We start from the raw sequence: 17538 nt of genomic DNA, 5'->3' as shown, positions 1-17538 counted from the left end.
GCGTTAGAACTCGGTCGTGACCGTTCCGTCTTCGTGGAGGTCGACGACACCGTCGAACAGGTCGCGGAACCGCTGGAGTGTCTCCTCGTCGTGGACCTCTTTCGAGAGGTGGAAGAGACCGACTGCATCGTATTCGTCGAGAAGAGCCAGAATGCGCTTGGTGGCCTCGAACGCGCGGTCCACGTCGGCGTAGTAAGCCATCTCGGTCACCGAATCGACACTCAGACGGAGTTTCCCGTCGTGGCGTTCGAGGAACTGTCGTGTCTTCTCTACGATGGCGTCTAAGTCGTCCGGGGCGGCGACGTAGTAGATGTTCTCACCGCTTCGTCGAGAGTACCCGCGTTCGATAGAGAGCGTGTCGAGGATGGTCGCACGGGACTCGTCGACTTCGTAGTGCTCTAACTTCTGTTCGACTTCTCGTGCGGTGGTCCGCGTCGAGACGACGAGGAAGTTGTCGGTGTCGACTTTGAAGAAGTCAGTGTCGATGCGGTCAGTCTCGCCGATACTCGGGTGAAGAAGCAAGATACCTGTCCCGCCCGAAATCGTCTCGGGCGTCTCTTCGATGGCGAGCTCGTAATCCATACCCAAAGCAGATACTCAGCGAACTTAATCCTTCATGCCATCGCGCCCCACTCGGGGCAGAATCACACGGCCACGTGGTGTTCTCGTCGGTAGAACGGTCGGGCGAGACAGACGCTCAGTACAGCGAGTCGGCCGTCGCTGCACCGATGACGCTGAACACCGCGCCGACACTCGTCGCTTTGAGCGTGATGCGGAGGACGGCGAGGTCGAGTTCGTAGCCGAACGCGTGGAACAGGACAGTTCCCGACACGTCGGAGAGGAACGTCCCCGGCGCGTCGAATGCGAGTGCGAGGATGAACACCGAGAGATACGAGACGCTGATGAGCGAGATGAACCGAACCGGGATGCCGCCGACTTCTTTTTCTTTGTCCGGGTCCCGGTCGTCTGCCTTGTAGAGCGCCCCATACCCGACGGCGAGGACGATGACGAACGTGAGAATCGCTTGACTGAGGGACATCCCTCGCGCGAGCACCCACACCTCCTCGGTCACGACGAACGGTCCGGCGAGGAGGAACCCTCCGACGACCTGCTGTGCCGTGTCGGCGAGGGCAAATCGGCGGCGTACTCCGACCATACTCCGGTCGTAGCGACGGCAGTAATTAAATGGCGTGCCTCCTCTGGGTGCGTCTTCCGACTGCACTCTCGTTTTCACCCGACTGTGCTTCGAACCCATTTTGTCCTCCCACGCCGTGGGGCGAATATGAGCGTTCGCGACGAATTCGACGCCTGGGCGGCCGATGGCCGCGACAAAGGGATGGAGGACCGACACTGGCACACGGCGAAACACGCCCTCGCCCGGATGCCGGTCGAAGAAGGCGACAGCGTCGTCGACCTCGGAACCGGCAGTGGGTACGCCCTTCGGGCACTCTACGACACGAAACACATCGGTCGTGGGGTCGGCCTCGACGGGTCCCCGGAGATGGTTCAGAACGCCCGCGAGTACACCGACACCGAGGACATCACGTACCTCGTCGGCGACTTCGACGACCTGCCCTTCGCCGACGACAGCGTCGACCACGTCTGGTCGATGGAGGCGTTCTACTACGCGCCCGACCCGCACCACACACTCGAAGAGGTCGCTCGCATCCTCAAGCCCGGTGGCACCTTCTACTGCGCGGTCAACTATTACGAAGAGAACGTCCACTCCCACCACTGGCAGGACAACATCTCAATCGAGATGACGCGGTGGTCCCACGAGAAGTACCGGCAAGCGTTCCGTGACGCGGGTCTCTACGTCGCCGAACAGGATTCTATCGCCGACATGGATATCGAGATTCCGTCCGCAGACGAGTTCCCAACCGACAGTTGGGAGACGCGCCAAGACATGGTGGACCGCTACCGAACGTTCGGAACGCTGCTCACCGTCGGCGTCGCACCCTAACACTCAAACACACGGGCGACGAGTCTCGTCGTGGAATCGACATGAACACGACTGCCCTTCTCGCCGCATTCGGGTTCGCAACGGCTGGTCTCGTGCTAATTCGGTCTCCCGAGCGTGCTCTCGCGTTCAAACGCAGACAGACGGTGAACGACCCGACACTGACGGCCACAGGACGACGACAGTTCGAGGCTGTGGGCGTCTTCCTCTTCGTTCTCGCGTTCGGGTTCCTCCTGCTGGCGTTCGCCAACTAACGGCCGCCGTCTGCGGTAGTGGGCACAAAAGACGTTCGAGCACACGCTTCACGCTACGACGTGTGCCGCGTCGGGGTCGAACCCGACGACGAGTTCTTGACCGACCTCGAACGTGGTGTCGCCGTCGTCCGCGACGACCACGGTCACGTCGGTCTGCTTCCAGTCGAGTCCGAGACGGGTGGTCGCACCCTGGAACTCCGTGCCGGTGATGGTCCCACGAATCTGGTTCGTCTCGGTACCGGCCCGAAGGTTCTCCGGGCGGACACAGAACGTGAGTGACTCACCGGCCGATTTGTCGACGCCGTCGAGGATGAACGAGTGTCCATCCACGTCCACTTCGACCCCCTCTGCTTCCAGTCGAGACTCCACGACTCCGTGGAGGACGTTGTTCTCGCCGACGAACTCTGCGACGAACTCAGTTCGAGGCCGATGGTACACGTCGCGGGGTTCACCGACTTGCTCGACGCGCCCGCGGTTGAGGACGGCGACGCGGTCAGAGACTGCCAGTGCTTCCGATTGGTCGTGGGTGACGTAGACTGTCGTGACACCGAGTTCCGACTGGATGCGCTTGACCTGTTGGCGGAGTCGCTCACGTAGACGGGCGTCCAGCGCCGACATGGGTTCGTCGAGGAGGAGGATGGCCGGACCGGGTGCGAGGGCGCGCGCGAGGGCGACACGTTGTTGTTGCCCGCCGGAGAGGGAGTCGGGTTCGCGGTCCTCGAACCCTGCGAGGTCCACGAGTTTGAGGAGTTCTTCGACGCGTTCGTCGCGGGTGACCCCACCGGGTGGGTCCACGAACCTGAGTCCGTAGGCGACGTTCTCGCCGACGCTCATGTGCGGGAACAGCGCGTAGTTCTGGAACACGACACCGACCCCCCTCGCTTCGGGTGGAACCCCGTCCATCGACTCGCCGTCGAAGCGAACCGTGCCCTCAGTCGGCGACTCGAATCCGGCGATACACCGGAGCGTCGTCGTCTTCCCGCACCCGGAGGGGCCGACGAGCGTGAAGAACTCGCCATCGTCGACGGTGAGCGATACCGAATCCAGTGCCGTCGCGGTCCCGTAGCGCTTCGACACGCTGTCGAGTTCGAGTTTCATAGGTTGCCCTCCGGGGTCACGTCTCTCAGTCTTCTGGCGACGGGTAAAACTCTCCGCCTCCTCGGGTGGTCGCTTCGCTCCGCTCGGCCGCTTCACACTGACTGATTTCTCCGGTCCATCTCGCTGGCCACTCATAGTTCACCCCACCGGCCGCCGAACCGGTCGACGACGAAGAAACTCACAGACGTGACGAGGAGGAGGACACATCCCATCGCCGTCGCGGGACCGAGTCGGCGACCCAGTAGTCGCTCGACAGCGACGGGCATGGTGTACCGACCGGCGCCTTCTGCGAGGATAATCGTGGAGTCGAACTCGCCGATGCTGATGGCGACGGCGAAGGCCGCGCCCGCGACGACGCCAGTCCAGACGAGCGGCAGTTCCACGTCGAAAAGGGCGCGCGTTCGGGTCGCCCCGAGACTCCGCGCCGACTCCACGAGTCGGTCGTCGAGGCGAGAGAACAGTGGTGCGACGTTTCGCGTGACGAACGGATACGCGCTGACTGCGTGGGCGGCGACGATGGCGAGTGCACCGGTCACGCGGATGCGTGTGCCGAAGACGTCGACACCGAAGACCAGACCACGTAAGAGGCCGAGGCCCACGACGATTCCCGAGACGGCGAAGGGGGCCATCGCGAGGGCGTCGATGAGCGTCCGACCACGGTAGCGCCGGGTCGTGAGGATGGCCATCGTCACACCCATCGGAACGGCGACGAGGAGTGTCCCGGCGGCGAAGAGAAGCGAGTTCCAGATTGCGGGCAGCGGTTTGACTTGATACGTCGCTCCCGTCGCCTGCCGTTCGGCGAGGAAGGCGTAGTGTTCGAGGGTGAGTCCGCCGTCGGCACCGGTGACACTCGCGAGAATCATGCTGGCGATGGGGACGATGAACACGAGGCCGACGACGACGGTGTACGCGGCGATACCGACGGTCTGAAGCGCGGACTTCGGTGACCACGTCGTCGGAACGACTGACTGCCGCGGAAGCGGATTCGCCGCCCCGCCCGCGGCGCGCTGTCTCCCCTCGTAACTGAGGTACGCCGCCGTCAGCGTGAGCGAGATGACCGTCTCGATGACGGCGAGACTCGCTGCCTCGGCGTACGCGAGGTCACGAACCTTCGCGAAGACGAACACCTCGATGGTCGCCAGTTGGAACCCGCCGAGGGCGAGGACGATGGGGAACGACGCGAAGGTGAAGATGAACGTCAGCGTCGCGCCGATACCGACTGACGGGAGGAGTTGCGGGAGGACCACGTCGCGGAACGCACGTCTCGGATTCGCACCGAGGGCGCGCGCAGTCTCGACGGCGCGGGCGTCGACGCTCTCCCACGCGGCGGTCACGACGCGAGCGACGAGTGGTGCGTTGTAGAAGGCGTGCGCGATGATGATGGCTTCGAGCGTGAACAGCAGTTCGACCGGGGGAAGGCCGACGGCCGTGAGCGCACGGTTGAGCGTCCCGTTGCGCCCGAACGTCGCCACGAACCCGATAGCGACCATGATGGAGGGCATGACGAACGGGAGGATGGTGAGCGAGCGAAGCGTCTCCCGGCCGGGAAACTCGAAGCGGGCGAACAACCACGCCGCGGGGAGGCCGAGGGCGAGACTGGCGAGGGTCGAATAGAACGCCTGTTTCGCCGTGAACCAGATGATATCGACGAGGTAGAACTCACTCGTCAGAATCTCTGTGAGAGGTTCGAGCGTGAACGCGCCGTCGTCGACGACGGCGTCGGCGAAGACAGTCGCGACGGGGTAGTAAAAGAGGACGAAGAGGACGACGGCGGTGACGACTGCGACGAGCGAGAGCAGTCGCTGTTCGAGGGCTCGGGTGACCCACCGCACCGGCGTCCGTGTCGCGTCAGTGAGCGTGTCGATGGTACTCACGTCGTCTCACCCTGAAACCCTGACACTGTGTTCACGTGAGGGTTCGGGTCTCTCGGTGGCCACGGTGTGGGCTCACTTGCTGGCGAACTCCTGGGCCCACGCGTCGGTCCAGTCACTCAGGTTGTCCTTGAGACGGTCGTACGCGAACGTGACTGCCTCCGGGGGTTCGTGGGCGTACTGGGCGAAGTCTTCGGGAAGTTCGGCGTTCGTCGTCGCCGGGAACTGGACGTTGCGCACGGCGATTTCGGCTTGCACCTCGGGGCGCAGGACGAAGTCCATGAACTCGGTGGCAAGGTCGGGTTCAGTGGCATCGGCGAACGCCGCCATCCCCTCCGGGTTGGCGTAGCCCTGGTCGTTCAGGAAGCGAATCTGGTGTTTCGCCAGGTCTTCGCCGGATTGGTTGGCGTACACCTGGTCGGTCGAATACGAGACGACCATCGGCGCTTCGCCGTTGGAGTAGGCGGTGTACGAGTCGGCCCAGTTGCCGAGGACGCGAACGTCGTTCTCCTTCAACTGTGCCCAGTAGTCGAGGTAGCCGTCTTCACCCTTCGCGTCGATGGTGTGGAGCAAGAACGCCTGTCCCGTCGCCGACGACGTCGGGTTCTGTGCGAGGAGTGCGCCCGCGTACTCGGATTCGAGCAGACCGTCGAACGTCTCCGGGGCCGTGAAGGGTCCGTCTTCGCCTTGCGTCTCGTCGTAGACGAGCGAGATGTACCCCGTGTCGTAGGGAATCGCGCGGCCTTGTGGGTCGAATTCGAGTTCTTCGTTCACGTCACCGAGGCGTGAGAGACCCTCGGCCGGGGTGAACAGTGCCTCGTCGAGTTTATCGTCGATACGGACGAGCATCTGCGCGTCGAGGCCAACGTAGAGGTCTGCCCCGGACTCGACACCGCGGAGTGAGCGCTCGATGTAGTGGTTCACGCCGGCGTCGGGCGTCTGCCACTCCAGTGTGGCGTCGAACTCGGACTCGAACTCGTCTTTCAGCCAGACACCGGGACTCGTACTCGGTGCGTCGACGAACGACGCGTAGGTTCCGACGCTGAGCGTCTGGTCGCCGCCGTCGACTGTCGTCCCTTGCGTGGTCGTCGTCTCCGCGCCGCCGCCCGATTCTGCCGTCGTGGTCTCGCCCGACGTTCCCGTACACCCGGCGAGGAGTGCGGCCGTCCCACTCGCACCGGCAGTTTTGAGGAAGGTTCGTCGTTTCATTACTCGGTTGTTGTACCCGGTGATATTTAATGTCCGTGATGTGTGCCCTCGACTGTCGACCCCACCGCCGAACCCCTCAGTCGGCGGAACGATTTTGCTCTCAGCGAGAGAATCACTACGAGTGAGTAATTCGCGCCTGTACGTCCTCGGCGGTGTCCTCGCGCTCTTCTCGCTGCTCGCGGCGTTTATCCTCCTCGACGTACTGGCGACGGTATTCTTCGCCATCACCGTCGCGTACCTCCTCATCCCGCTCAGACGCCGTCTGGAAGTTCGTGGCGTGTCTCGGTGGGGAGCGAGTGCTATCGCGACAGTCGTCGCCGCCATCGGTGCGTCCGTCGTTCTGGCACCGCTGTTCGTCATCTTCTTTCTCCGACTGAACGACCTCTTCGTACTCGCGTCGCTCTTGCCGGAGTCACTCTCGTTCGAGGTTCTCGGGATGGCCTACGAGGTGACGCTCGACGAGGCTCTCACGGTCCTCTTCTCGCTGATTCGGTCCATCGGCCGGTCTGTCGCCACGGCGGCACCCGTCGTCCTCATCAAACTCACCCTGTTCGGGTTCTTGGTGTTCTCGCTGGTCCTCGGCGGCGACTCGGTCGGACAGACGCTCCTCGCGTTGGTCCCCGTAGAGTACCACGACGTGGCTACCTCGCTCAACACGCGCGCTCGAGAGACGCTCTTCGCAATCTACGTCTTGCAGGCGGCGACTGCCGTCGGGACGTTCTTCATCGCGTTCGCGGTGTTCTCGATACTCGGGTACGACTTCGTCATCACGCTCGCGACGGTGGCCGCCATCCTCCAGTTCATCCCCATCGTCGGCCCGAGTTTCCTCCTCGCGCTGATGGCGCTGTATCACGCCGCCGTGGGCGACTTCCTCGCCGCCATCCTCGTCGGCGTCGTCGGTGGGTTCGCCATCGCGTGGCTTCCAGATATTCTCATTCGTCCACGTCTCGCCAGAGAGACGGCGGACCTGCCGGGAAGTCTCTACTTCGTCGGGTTCGTCGGTGGTCTCCTCAGCCTCGGTCCCGTCGGTATCATCGCTGGACCACTCGTCGTCGCACTCCTCGCGGAGTCGGTGTCGCTGTTGGGTGACGAACTGGACGTCGAAAACGGACGCGCACCCGAAGATGCGACAGAGGCAACAGTCGAGCCTGACGCTTCTGACTCGGCGACTGACCCCGGTTCTGGGTCTGACGCGGACTCGGACGAAGCGACTGGGGTTCCACCGTGACGCAGACTGTGTGTTCGGTTGGCCGGCGGCGACCTTCCGTGACTACCCTTCGACGAGCGCACCGTCGCGCGCTTCCCACTCCATGAGGCTCCCTTCGTAGAATTCGACGTGCTCGTAGCCGAGGTGCGAGAGGACGACGTAGGTGTGGCTGATTCGGCGTGCCGTGTTGCAGTAGAGGACGATTCGGCGGTCCGGCGTGATTCCCGCCGGTTCGAGGATGGCGTCGAGTTCGTCTCGGGACTTCAACCCCCGCGTCTCGTCGTCCACGAGTTCGCGCCAATCGAGGTTGACCGCGCCGGGAAGGTGGCCTTCCTCGAACTCCGCGGCGTCGCGGGTATCGACGATGACTGTCTCCGAGTCGTCCAGTGCGGCTTCGACCGTCTCGAAATCGACCAACGGTGACGCCGACGAGTCGGACACCTCGTAGGTCGCGGCCGGCACGTCGGATGCGTCCGTCGTCGTCTCGTGCCCGCGGTTCCACGCGCTGAAATCCCCGTCGAGGAGGTGAAGCCTCGCCGACTCGTGACCGTACAACAGCGCCGTCACGAGGAATCTGGCCGCGAAGACGCCGTGGGTGTCGTCGTAGGCGACGATGTCGTCGTCAGCCGAGATGCCCGCGTTCGACAACAACTCGCTCCACACGTCGCTGCCGGGGAGCATCCCCACGTCGCCCTCGGTGTTGCGGAACTCGTCGAACGGAATCGAGACGGCGTTCGGGAGGTGACCGATACCGTCGAACTCCCACCCATCGCGCACGTCGACGACGCGAACGTCCTCGAGGTGCTCCGAAAGCCAGTCTGCGGAGACCACGTCTACCATGCAGATACCTACTCGGCCTGCGGATTTAGGTCCGTGGCTCGTTGCACCCCTCGCCACGTGTCCGGAATACCGGACGTTCTTACCGCATCGGCGAAATCGCCACCGAAAACCGGGTGAATCAGTCGAATTTCGTCCGATAATCGGGTGCCGGCACTGCGATGTGTGGGCAACATTTTCCGCATCACCCGGGGTGAGGCCGTACATGCCGTCGCTGTGAGAGTTATGCCCGTTGCTGTCGTATCATGTATCGCAATGTCCAACTCCGATTACGCGAAGGACGTCCTCGTCTCTGCGGACTGGGTGGAGTCCCACCTCGACGAGTTCCAGAGCGACGACCCGGCGTATCGCCTCGTCGAAGTCGACGTCGACACCGAGGCGTACGACGAGAGCCACGCCCCCGGTGCGATTGGCTTCAACTGGGAGTCCCAACTGCAGGACCAGACGACGCGCGACGTCCTGACGAAGGAAGACTTCGCGGACCTCCTCGGTTCCCACGGCATCTCCGAGGACTCGACTGTCGTCCTCTACGGTGACAACTCGAACTGGTTCGCCGCCTACACCTACTGGCAGTTCAAGTACTACGGCCACGAGGACGTGCGCCTGATGAACGGCGGGCGCGACTACTGGGTCGACAACGACTATCCGGTCACCGACGAAGTCCCGTCCTTCTCGGAGCAGACGTACACCGCCAAAGGTCCCTTCGAGGACATCCGCGCGTACCGCGACGACGTGGAGAAGGCCGTCGACAAGGGCCTGCCCCTCGTCGACGTTCGCTCGCCCGAAGAGTTCTCCGGCGAGATTCTCGCGCCCCCGGGACTCCAGGAGACCGCCCAGCGCGGCGGCCACGTCCCCGGTGCCAGCAACATCTCGTGGGCCGCGACGGTCACCGACGACGGCACCTTCAAGTCCGCCGACGAACTCCGCGAACTCTACGCCGCCGAAGGCATCGAAGGCGACGAATCGACCATCGCCTACTGCCGCATCGGCGAGCGCTCGTCCATCGCGTGGTTCGCGCTCCACGAACTGCTCGGCTACGATAACGTCACCAACTACGACGGGTCGTGGACCGAGTGGGGCAACCTCGTGGGTGCTCCGGTCGAGAAGGGTAACTAAGCGGTTTCGCGGTTCGGACTCTTCTCTTTCAGTGGTGTGAATCGCAGCCTGTAGTCGCGTCGGTCGAAGCGGCGGCACCGTCAAACGGTGTTCATATTTATTGTCACCGGGATTTCAGCTCTTGCTATGTCGGACGGCTCCTCGAAACAACTCAACAGGTTTGGGTACGCTGTCGGGCTCTGTACCGTACTCGCGGTGTCGTTCCTCGTACTCGGTGGCACGGCCTACGCGATTCACGCGCTCGTCTCGTTCGTCACGGCCCTCTTCGTCCTGAGTTGGGCGATGCGACGGACACGGAGGCAAGAAGAAAGACAACGTGACAGCGACCCACAGAAAGCAGACGAGGAGAAACGTCGCAATCGGCGCGAGCGAGAGATGAAGGCGAAACACGGCACAATCGGTGGTGGTGGTGGTGACGGGTCCTAGATAGCGCGCTCCGAGTTCAGGGTTCGGCGGACCCTGTCCACGAGCGAAAACGAGTACGCTGAAGAATGAGTGAAATACGTGAACCGACTGACAGGACTCTGCTCACCGAGCGTCGAACACCCGTCGTAGACTCCCACCTGAACTCGCCGCCGCCGATGGGTACAAACCCGAAACGACCGTACACACCCACATGTCCAACCTCCTCGATTCCCTCCGCGACGACCACGAGACGCCCCTCTCCAGACTCGGCTCTTCGAAGGCACTGTACGCCGTCACCGACGGCGAGATGAGCGGCGACGCCGTTCGTGCTGCTGCCGCCGCAGAGGCGATGGCCGCCGCTGAATTGTTCGAGTGGTGGGGCGACGACGAGGCGAACGGCGAAGCCTCGACGCTCTTTTCGGACCTCGCGGACACCGCCCGCGACCACGCCGAGACGGTCGGTGCCGAACCCGCCGCGGACGAACCGAACGTCTACGACGTCCTCGCCGAGTTCGAGACGACCGATGGACGACTCGGCGGCGCACTCGCGCGTGCGCTCGTCTCGTTGAAGACAGTCGAACAGATGGTCGGCTTCTTCATCGGCGACGCCGACCCGAAGGCGGCCGACACGTTCCGCACGCTCAAATCCGACCTGCAAGCCCAACTCGACACGCTCGCCGACGCCGTCGACGAACTCGTCGAGGACGAGGCTATCGCCCGAGAGGCCGCCGACGCCGTCGTCGAGGCCGCCTACGACGAATACGTGGAGACGTTAGAGGGGATGGGCATCAAGCCGAAGAACGTTTGCTAGACGCCCACCTTTTTCGTCGTCGGGTTTCCTCGGGCAGCCTTCGCTGCCCTGCGGGAACCCTCCTCGAAAAAGCTGTCTTCGTGAGCGGTAGCGAACGAAGGCTCGTGAGACGCAGCGTGTCTCACGGTGGAGGAAAAAAAAAGGCCGCGAGACTCGGCCTTCGGCCTCGCTCGCGGGACAGTGTGCTTGTACTGGGTTTTCGTGTTGGCTCGCGACGTTTCCGTGACTGACGGTGAACTCTCGCGACAGGCTTACTCGGGCACCGAGAACACGATTCGGTACGGGAGGGCTCCACCTTCGCCATCTGCGGTCGAAACTTGCACATCGCTCTCGATAACGTAGCGTCCGGGTTGGAGGTCCGTCTCCTCGATGCGGAACTCGTGCCGGACCGTTTCGCCCGACTTCAGACGGGTGAGTTCCATGATTTCCTCAATCCGTCCGATTGAGTGACCATCAGTCTCGACGTGCGAACTTTCCTCGTATGCGTCTGTCCAGAGGAGAACCCGCCGGTCAGATTCTCCGCGCGGGTGGAACCGCAGGATACCAAATGGTCTCGGCGCACCGCTCCCAATCTCGACTTCCTCGTCGTCGTGGTTCGTCAACGTGAGTTCGATTCGCGCGCCGTCGGAGAGAGTGTCGTCGGTGAGTGACGCACCGACCGAGACGGGGAGCGCACCTGGCGTCTCGACGTACGTCGTGTAGAATGTATTCTCGAGGTAGACGTACTGATGCGATTCGAGTTGGTCGACCAATTCCACAGGAGGAGTATCTATCTGATACAGTCCGTCTACCTTCCCGGCGGCCGTAACGACCGACCTAATTTCCGAAGTGGCGTTCGTGGCATCCCAAATCTCGAAATCCGTAACTTCGGTCGGCTGAACTGGCGTCGCTGTAATCGTGTACGGTGGCTCGGCGTCGTTGTGTTCCAGTGTGAGTTTCACGAGGTCTTCCCCGTAGGGATTCTCGAATGCCTCGTACGTCTCGATGAACTCGCGGAGTCCGTCCCAGACGGAGCGTGTCTCGTAGCCACCCTCCTCAAGGGCAAGTCGGGCGATTCCTGTCGAAATCACCCCGTCGTGTGTCACTGCTTCCCGATACGTCTCTCCCGAAGCGATTCGACCGCTGACGGACTCCTCGGTGACAATCTCACCTGTAATCGTGTAACGTGGGAACGGGTTGTCGAGCCGGTAGTACTCTTCGTCTCGAAAGAAGTATGGCGTCGATGAGACGAACGAGACGATCCACTCTGGTGGGTCTGCCGTCTCGTAGCCGCCGTCAATTGCCTGTTCGAGTACGTCTCGTTCGCGGTCAGAGAGGTGTAACCACGCGGACACCGAATTCGGCGACGCACCGAGTTCGTTCAATCGGAGCGCGTGAGTTGGCGTTTCGACACTCACGATGGAGAGCGTCTCGTTATCGGTGGCTGGCGGCTGTGAGTTTGGGGGCGTCTCGGACGGTGCTGACTCAGGTGTCGAAAGACACCCGCCAAGGAGGGCAGAGACGCCGGCGAGAGTTTGGAGGGCTGTCCGGCGGTCCATAGCCAGTGTGGCCAGCGCTGTGGTATAGGTTTTCTGTCAGATGGCTGCTGAGCTACTGAGTGTGACATCGAGGAAAATCGGCACCGAACGGCTCACTCCCAGCGACGTTGCTGCGCTTGCCAACCCTTCACGTTCCAGTGGAAACGAAGGGGTCTGTCTGACGGCCGTCAGACGCCGGGAACGCCTTTTCGGTATTCGAGGACTTGCTGTCGGGCCTCGCGGACCGTCTCGGCCACGTCGCCGTCGAGGCTCTCGGCGAGTTCGTGGAGGACGGTCATGTGGCGGGCGAGTCGGCCGTGGTCCGGTCCCTGCTCGCGGTCGGCGAGTTTCGCCAACTGGTCGGACTGCTCGTAGAGGCGTGCTTGCACGTCCCCGTCGGTTGCTTCGGCAGCTTCTTTGAGTAGCTGGCTCGCCGTCTGAAGCTCTTCTCGTGTCATGGTGTCTCATACGACGACGCGGCGGAAAACCGTTCCCACGACGACAAGCACCGCCTCGCTCAAGTACGCAGACTCCCAACGAAGGGGCAATGAGCGAGTCCGGTCCCCTGTCCGCCGACAGACCAGAGGCAGAACGCGAATTCCGCGTCGAGGCCCCCTTCGAACCGGCGGGAGACCAACCCGAGGCCATCGAGGAACTGGTCCGTGGCTACCGGAACGGTGCCGACATCCAGACGCTGCTCGGCGTCACCGGTTCCGGCAAAACCAACACCGTCTCGTGGGTGGTCGAAGAGATTCAGAAACCGACACTCGTCCTCGCGCACAACAAGACGCTCGCTGCCCAGTTGTACGAGGAGTTCAAGAGTCTCTTCCCCGACAACGCGGTGGAGTACTTCGTCTCGTACTACGACTACTACCAACCCGAGGCGTACATCGAACAGACCGACACCTACATCGACAAGGACATGTCCATCAACGAGGAGATAGACCGCCTCCGCCACTCTGCGACCCGGTCGCTCCTCACCCGCGACGACGTCATCGTCGTGGCCTCCGTCTCGGCCATCTACGGCCTCGGTGACCCGAAGAATTACACCGACATGTCCCTCCGTCTCGAAGTCGGCGACGCCATCGACCGAGACGAGTTACTCGGGCGACTCGTGGACCTGAACTACGAACGCAACGACGTGGACTTCCACCACGGGACGTTCCGCGTGCGCGGCGACACCGTCGAGGTGTTCCCGATGTACGGCCGCTACGCCGTCCGCATCGAGTTCTGGGGTGACGAAATCGACCGCATGATGAAACTCGACCCCCTCGAAGGCGAGGTCAAATCGTCCGAACCCGCCGTCCTCGTCCACCCGGCGGAACACTACTCCATCCCCGAAGACCAGATGGAACAGGCCATCTCCGAAATCGAGGAACTGATGGAAGAACGGGTGAAGTTCTTCCAGCGACAGGGTGACCTCGTCGCCGCTCAGCGCATCGAAGAACGGACCACCTTCGACATCGAGATGATGCGCGAGACGGGCCACTGCTCCGGTATCGAGAACTACTCGGTCCACCTCTCGGACCGCGAACCGGGCGACGCTCCCTACACGCTCCTCGATTACTTCCCCGACGACTTCCTCACCGTCGTCGACGAATCGCACGTCACGCTCCCGCAGATAAAGGGGCAGTACGCCGGCGACAAGTCCCGCAAAGACTCGCTCGTCGAAAACGGCTTCCGCCTCCCGACAGCCTACGACAACCGCCCGCTGACGTTCGAGGAGTTCGAAGAGAAGACGGGGAAGATGCTGTTCGTCTCCGCGACGCCCGGCGACTACGAGCGTGACCACTCCGACCAGACCGTCGAGCAAATCGTCCGGCCGACGCACCTCGTCGACCCGAAGGTCGAAGTCACGGAAGCGTCCGGGCAGGTCGACGACCTGATGGCTCGCATCGACGACCGAATCGACCGCGACGAGCGCGTCCTCGTGACGACGCTCACGAAACGCATGGCCGAAGACCTCACTGAGTACCTCGAAGAGGCGGGTGTCGACGTAGCCTACATGCACGACGAGACGGACACGCTCGAACGCCACGAACTCATCCGGTCGCTCCGCCTCGGCGACATCGACGTCCTCGTCGGCATCAACCTCCTCCGCGAGGGTCTCGACATCCCGGAAGTCTCGCTCGTCGCCATCCTCGACGCCGACCAGCAGGGGTTCCTGCGCTCCGAGACGACGCTCGTCCAGACGATGGGCCGTGCGGCCCGCAACGTCAACGGCGAAGTCGTCCTGTACGCCGACGAGGTAACCGACGCGATGGACGCCGCAATCTCCGAGACACAGCGCCGTCGCCGCATCCAACAGCAGTTCAACGAAGCACACGGTTACACGCCGACGACCATCGAGAAGGAAGTCGGCGAGACGAACCTGCCCGGAAGCAAGACGGACACCCGCGGTGTCTCGGGCGATGCACCTGCGGACGCGGACGAGGCAGTCGAGCAAATCGCGTTCCTCGAAGACCGAATGCAGGAGGCCGCCGACAACCTCGAATTCGAACTCGCCGCCGACATCCGCGACCGAATCCACAAACTCCGCCGCGAGTACGACGTGGACGCCCTCGAAGACGGTATCGCACCCGAGTACCCCGACGAAGACGACGACGGCCTCACGCCGCCGGACGAGTTCTGACGTGGACACGTCTCAGAATCGGGTCACCTTCGCCGCCGGTGGCCTCCTCCGCCGCGACGATGGTCGTCTCTGTCTCGTCCATCGCCCGCGATACGACGACTGGTCGCTCCCGAAGGGGAAGGTCGAATCAGGTGAGACGCTTGTCGAGACTGCTGTCAGAGAGGTACGCGAGGAGACTCGCTGCTCGGTCGAGTGCGGTCGCTTCGCCGGGCGCTACCAGTACCACGTCGGTGGCGACGTCGACACCGCGAGTGGTCCAAAAGGCGTCTTCCTCTGGCACATGCGCCTCGTCGACGAACATCCCTTCGACCCGAACGACGAGGTGGACGCGCGCCAGTGGGTCGCCCCCGCGGATGCGCTCGACGTTCTTACCTACGAGAACGAACGTGGCCTCGTTCGACGGGTGTTGGACCCATCAGACTGAGTACAGACTAGGGGTAGCCACACTTGTCGCCGGTTCTTCGACGCGCGTCGGTGTGAGGACTGTACCCAAAAGTGGGGTCGGTATCAAGATTTATTACCCAAACCTCGCTATGCCCGTTTCACCGTGACCCGCAACTTCGCGGACGCTGCGGACGAGCAAGCAGGACACAACGTTCACCGCGCCTTCCCGAACGGGGGTATCACCTAGATGTTCCCGTCGTTCGAGTCGGAGTCGCTCGACTCGTCGGGTGACCACTCGCGACCGGTGACCCCGGTATGTGAGTCGGTCACGCCGTCTGTGGTGGATGAACCTTGCACGCGGTGCGAATCCGCTGGCGATTCGGTAGCTAATCTGTTTTCGACGCGTCACTCCATCGGAGTGAACGCGCACGTCACAACGTACTGAAAACCACGAGAACCATGAGCTCTCAGTCTCTCAGTCACGTCCAGAAGTCGTTCCTGAAGTATCAACACATCCTCGTGTTCACCGCACCCGTGCTGTTCATCGCCGCCGTGTTCACCATGGCACCGACACCTACCGATGTCGGCACGGACTACTGGCTCAACTACTGGTGGTTGTTCCCGGTGTTCGTCCTCGGAGCAACCATCGTGAACACGGTCGGAATCAGCGGGTCGGCGCTGTTCGTCCCGTTCCTCATCTTCATCTTCCCGGTGCTCGCACACCCGCTCGAACCCGCGACCATCGTGAAGGTGGGTCTCATCAGCGAAGCGTTCGGCCTCTCCAGTTCGGCCGTGGCGTTCATCCAGTACGGCCTCGTGGACCGGCGGTTGGCCCTCAGCCTCGTCGCCGGGTCGATTCCGTTCGTCGTCGGGGGCGCACTGCTCTCGTTCGTCATCCCGGAAGTCGTCTTCCACGCGCTTCTCGGTATCGCGCTGTTGGCGGCCTCTTACCTGCTGTTCAAGGCAGACCTCGGGCACGAAGAACCCGGAAGTTCCGGGTCCGAACACGCCGCCGCGACCGACGGTGGGACCGTCACGTCCAGTCTTCCGAACGACCCCGGAAAGCTCGGTCCGGCCGGCGTCCGCACCGACGACGACGGCACCGTCACCCGCGTCGACCGCGAGGGTGACGACTACAAATACACCCGTAGCGGCTACCTCCGCCGCTTCGCCAACTACAGCATCGGTGGGACGTTCCAGGGACTCGCTGGCTTCGGTGTCGGCGAACTCGGCATCATCTCGATGCTCAGCACGAAGGTCCCCGTCCGCGTCGCCATCGGGACGAACCACATCGTCGTCGCACTGACGGCCATCCTCGCGTCGCTCGTCCACGTCTTCGGTGGGGGACTCGTCGGTGGCCACTCGCTGAGTCTCGCCTCCACGCCGTGGAACATGGTCGTCTTCACCGTCCCCGCGACGGTCCTCGGCGGCCAAATCGCTCCGTACGTCTCCAACGCCCTTGAGACTGAAACCATCAAGACCTTCGTCGGTGGCCTCTTCGCGGTCATCTCCGTCGCACTGTTCTTGATGGCAGCGGGCATCTAACCGACACTCCACAGATTCGGTTTTCCTTCAAACCAACCCATGTACGACCACATCCTGCTCCCGACCGACGGTAGTGACGCGACAGAAGCGACTATCGAACACGCCGCGACGCTCGCACACACGTACGAAGCGACGGTCCACGTCCTGTCGGTTGCCGACTCGCGCAACCGCTTCGAGAGTCCGTCCGCGGGCATCGCACCCGACGTGTGGAGAGAGTCCGAACACGAACGCGCCGAAGCGGCGGTGGACGCCGCTATCGACGCACTCCCGGACGACGTGGAGACAGAGCGAATCGTCGAAGAGGGCGTCCCGGATTCGGTCATCGCCGAGTACACCGACGACGCCGACATCGACGTCGTCGTGATGGCGACCCACGGACGCACTGGCCTCGACCACTACCTCATCGGTAGTGTCACCGAACGCGTCGTCAGGCAGTCGTCCGCGCCCGTCTTGACGGTCCGGGCGAGCGACGACGAGTAAGTCGAGTCGCCTCACCTCCGCGACCGTTCACTTACTCACCGTGGTTTGTGTACCTCCTCGTTACCACCGACTCTCGCCGTCTGAGAACGTTCGCACGCGACTAATAGTTACTAAGACAACATTTGGACTGTCTGCGGACCGCCGCAGACATGGTGGGAAAGCGGATGCGATTCGACTCGTATCGGGAGGAATACGAGAAACGGTCGCTGGGG

At 62.8% G+C, this 17538-nt stretch carries 18 protein-coding genes; 10 read left to right on the top strand and 8 right to left on the bottom strand.

Features of this window, described 5'->3' with window-relative positions:
- Positions 1-3 precede the first annotated feature (3 nt).
- Positions 4-582: a DUF7090 family protein gene (locus tag GJR96_RS05225; RefSeq protein WP_151161967.1), complete on the bottom strand. Its 579-nt coding sequence runs from the start codon at positions 580-582 to the stop codon at positions 4-6.
- 115 nt (positions 583-697) lie between these two features.
- On the bottom strand, positions 698-1156 hold the full coding sequence (locus GJR96_RS05220; protein ID WP_151161966.1) for a DUF2391 family protein: 459 nt from the start codon (positions 1154-1156) through the stop codon (positions 698-700).
- Positions 1157-1282: 126 nt separating this feature from the next.
- On the opposite strand from GJR96_RS05220, the gene GJR96_RS05215 reads away from it, so the two are divergent.
- Positions 1283-1963 (top strand): class I SAM-dependent methyltransferase, encoded by a 681-nt coding sequence (locus GJR96_RS05215; RefSeq protein ID WP_151161965.1) that lies wholly within the window; start codon positions 1283-1285, stop codon positions 1961-1963.
- 41 nt (positions 1964-2004) lie between these two features.
- Entirely contained in the window at positions 2005-2214 is a 210-nt protein-coding gene (locus GJR96_RS05210; protein WP_151161964.1) for a hypothetical protein, read from the top strand.
- Between the two features lie 48 nt (positions 2215-2262).
- Here GJR96_RS05210 and GJR96_RS05205 read toward each other — a convergent pair whose 3' ends face one another.
- The 3 genes from GJR96_RS05205 to GJR96_RS05195 form a co-directional block, all read right to left on the bottom strand.
- Positions 2263-3312 carry an ABC transporter ATP-binding protein gene (locus GJR96_RS05205; protein ID WP_151161963.1) on the bottom strand — a complete coding sequence of 350 codons (1050 nt, stop codon included), beginning with the start codon at positions 3310-3312 and terminating at the stop codon, positions 2263-2265.
- A gap of 131 nt (positions 3313-3443) precedes the next feature.
- Positions 3444-5177 carry an ABC transporter permease gene (locus GJR96_RS05200; RefSeq protein ID WP_151163917.1) on the bottom strand — a complete coding sequence of 578 codons (1734 nt, stop codon included), beginning with the start codon at positions 5175-5177 and terminating at the stop codon, positions 3444-3446.
- An 81-nt stretch (positions 5178-5258) separates the two neighbouring features.
- A complete protein-coding gene (locus GJR96_RS05195) occupies positions 5259-6392 on the bottom strand; it encodes a thiamine ABC transporter substrate-binding protein (protein ID WP_151161962.1) in 1134 nt (377 codons plus the stop codon).
- Positions 6393-6513: 121 nt separating this feature from the next.
- Here GJR96_RS05195 and GJR96_RS05190 point away from each other — a divergent pair, with 121 nt between their 5' ends.
- Positions 6514-7620, top strand: a complete 1107-nt coding sequence (locus tag GJR96_RS05190) for an AI-2E family transporter (protein WP_151161961.1) — start codon at positions 6514-6516, stop codon at positions 7618-7620.
- Positions 7621-7662: 42 nt separating this feature from the next.
- Here the strand turns inward: GJR96_RS05190 and GJR96_RS05185 are convergent, their stop codons facing one another.
- Complete coding sequence (locus GJR96_RS05185) at positions 7663-8439, bottom strand: sulfurtransferase (RefSeq protein ID WP_151161960.1); 777 nt, start codon at positions 8437-8439, stop codon at positions 7663-7665.
- Positions 8440-8691: 252 nt separating this feature from the next.
- Here GJR96_RS05185 and GJR96_RS05180 point away from each other — a divergent pair, with 252 nt between their 5' ends.
- The 3 genes from GJR96_RS05180 (at position 8692) to GJR96_RS05170 (ending at position 10768) form a co-directional block, all read left to right on the top strand.
- Complete coding sequence (locus GJR96_RS05180; RefSeq protein WP_151161959.1) at positions 8692-9552, top strand: sulfurtransferase; 861 nt, start codon at positions 8692-8694, stop codon at positions 9550-9552.
- Between the two features lie 126 nt (positions 9553-9678).
- Positions 9679-9978 (top strand): hypothetical protein, encoded by a 300-nt coding sequence (locus GJR96_RS05175; RefSeq protein ID WP_151161958.1) that lies wholly within the window; start codon positions 9679-9681, stop codon positions 9976-9978.
- Positions 9979-10168: 190 nt separating this feature from the next.
- The gene (locus GJR96_RS05170; RefSeq protein ID WP_151161957.1) at positions 10169-10768 is read left to right on the top strand and encodes a transcription antitermination protein; all 600 of its coding nucleotides are present in this window, start codon (positions 10169-10171) and stop codon (positions 10766-10768) included.
- A gap of 251 nt (positions 10769-11019) precedes the next feature.
- Here GJR96_RS05170 and GJR96_RS05165 read toward each other — a convergent pair whose 3' ends face one another.
- Both GJR96_RS05165 and GJR96_RS05160 read right to left on the bottom strand, forming a co-directional pair.
- Entirely contained in the window at positions 11020-12306 is a 1287-nt protein-coding gene (locus tag GJR96_RS05165; protein WP_151161956.1) for a hypothetical protein, read from the bottom strand.
- Between the two features lie 167 nt (positions 12307-12473).
- Positions 12474-12743 carry a DUF7553 family protein gene (locus GJR96_RS05160; RefSeq protein ID WP_058571609.1) on the bottom strand — a complete coding sequence of 90 codons (270 nt, stop codon included), beginning with the start codon at positions 12741-12743 and terminating at the stop codon, positions 12474-12476.
- Between the two features lie 89 nt (positions 12744-12832).
- On the opposite strand from GJR96_RS05160, the gene uvrB reads away from it, so the two are divergent.
- The 4 genes from uvrB (at position 12833) to GJR96_RS05140 (ending at position 17326) form a co-directional block, all read left to right on the top strand.
- The gene (gene uvrB / locus GJR96_RS05155) at positions 12833-14917 is read left to right on the top strand and encodes an excinuclease ABC subunit UvrB (protein ID WP_151161955.1); all 2085 of its coding nucleotides are present in this window, start codon (positions 12833-12835) and stop codon (positions 14915-14917) included.
- Position 14918: 1 nt separating this feature from the next.
- Positions 14919-15341, top strand: a complete 423-nt coding sequence (locus tag GJR96_RS05150; RefSeq protein WP_151161954.1) for an NUDIX hydrolase — start codon at positions 14919-14921, stop codon at positions 15339-15341.
- A gap of 419 nt (positions 15342-15760) precedes the next feature.
- On the top strand, positions 15761-16846 hold the full coding sequence (locus GJR96_RS05145; RefSeq protein WP_151161952.1) for a sulfite exporter TauE/SafE family protein: 1086 nt from the start codon (positions 15761-15763) through the stop codon (positions 16844-16846).
- Between the two features lie 39 nt (positions 16847-16885).
- The gene (locus GJR96_RS05140; protein ID WP_151161951.1) at positions 16886-17326 is read left to right on the top strand and encodes a universal stress protein; all 441 of its coding nucleotides are present in this window, start codon (positions 16886-16888) and stop codon (positions 17324-17326) included.
- Positions 17327-17538: the final 212 nt, after the last annotated feature.

The sequence above is a fragment of the Haloferax litoreum genome (assembly GCF_009674605.1).
GTDB classification, from domain to species: domain Archaea; phylum Halobacteriota; class Halobacteria; order Halobacteriales; family Haloferacaceae; genus Haloferax; species Haloferax litoreum.
The sequence above is the reverse complement of the archived record's forward strand: the minus strand, read 5'-3'. Positions and strand labels throughout refer to the sequence as shown.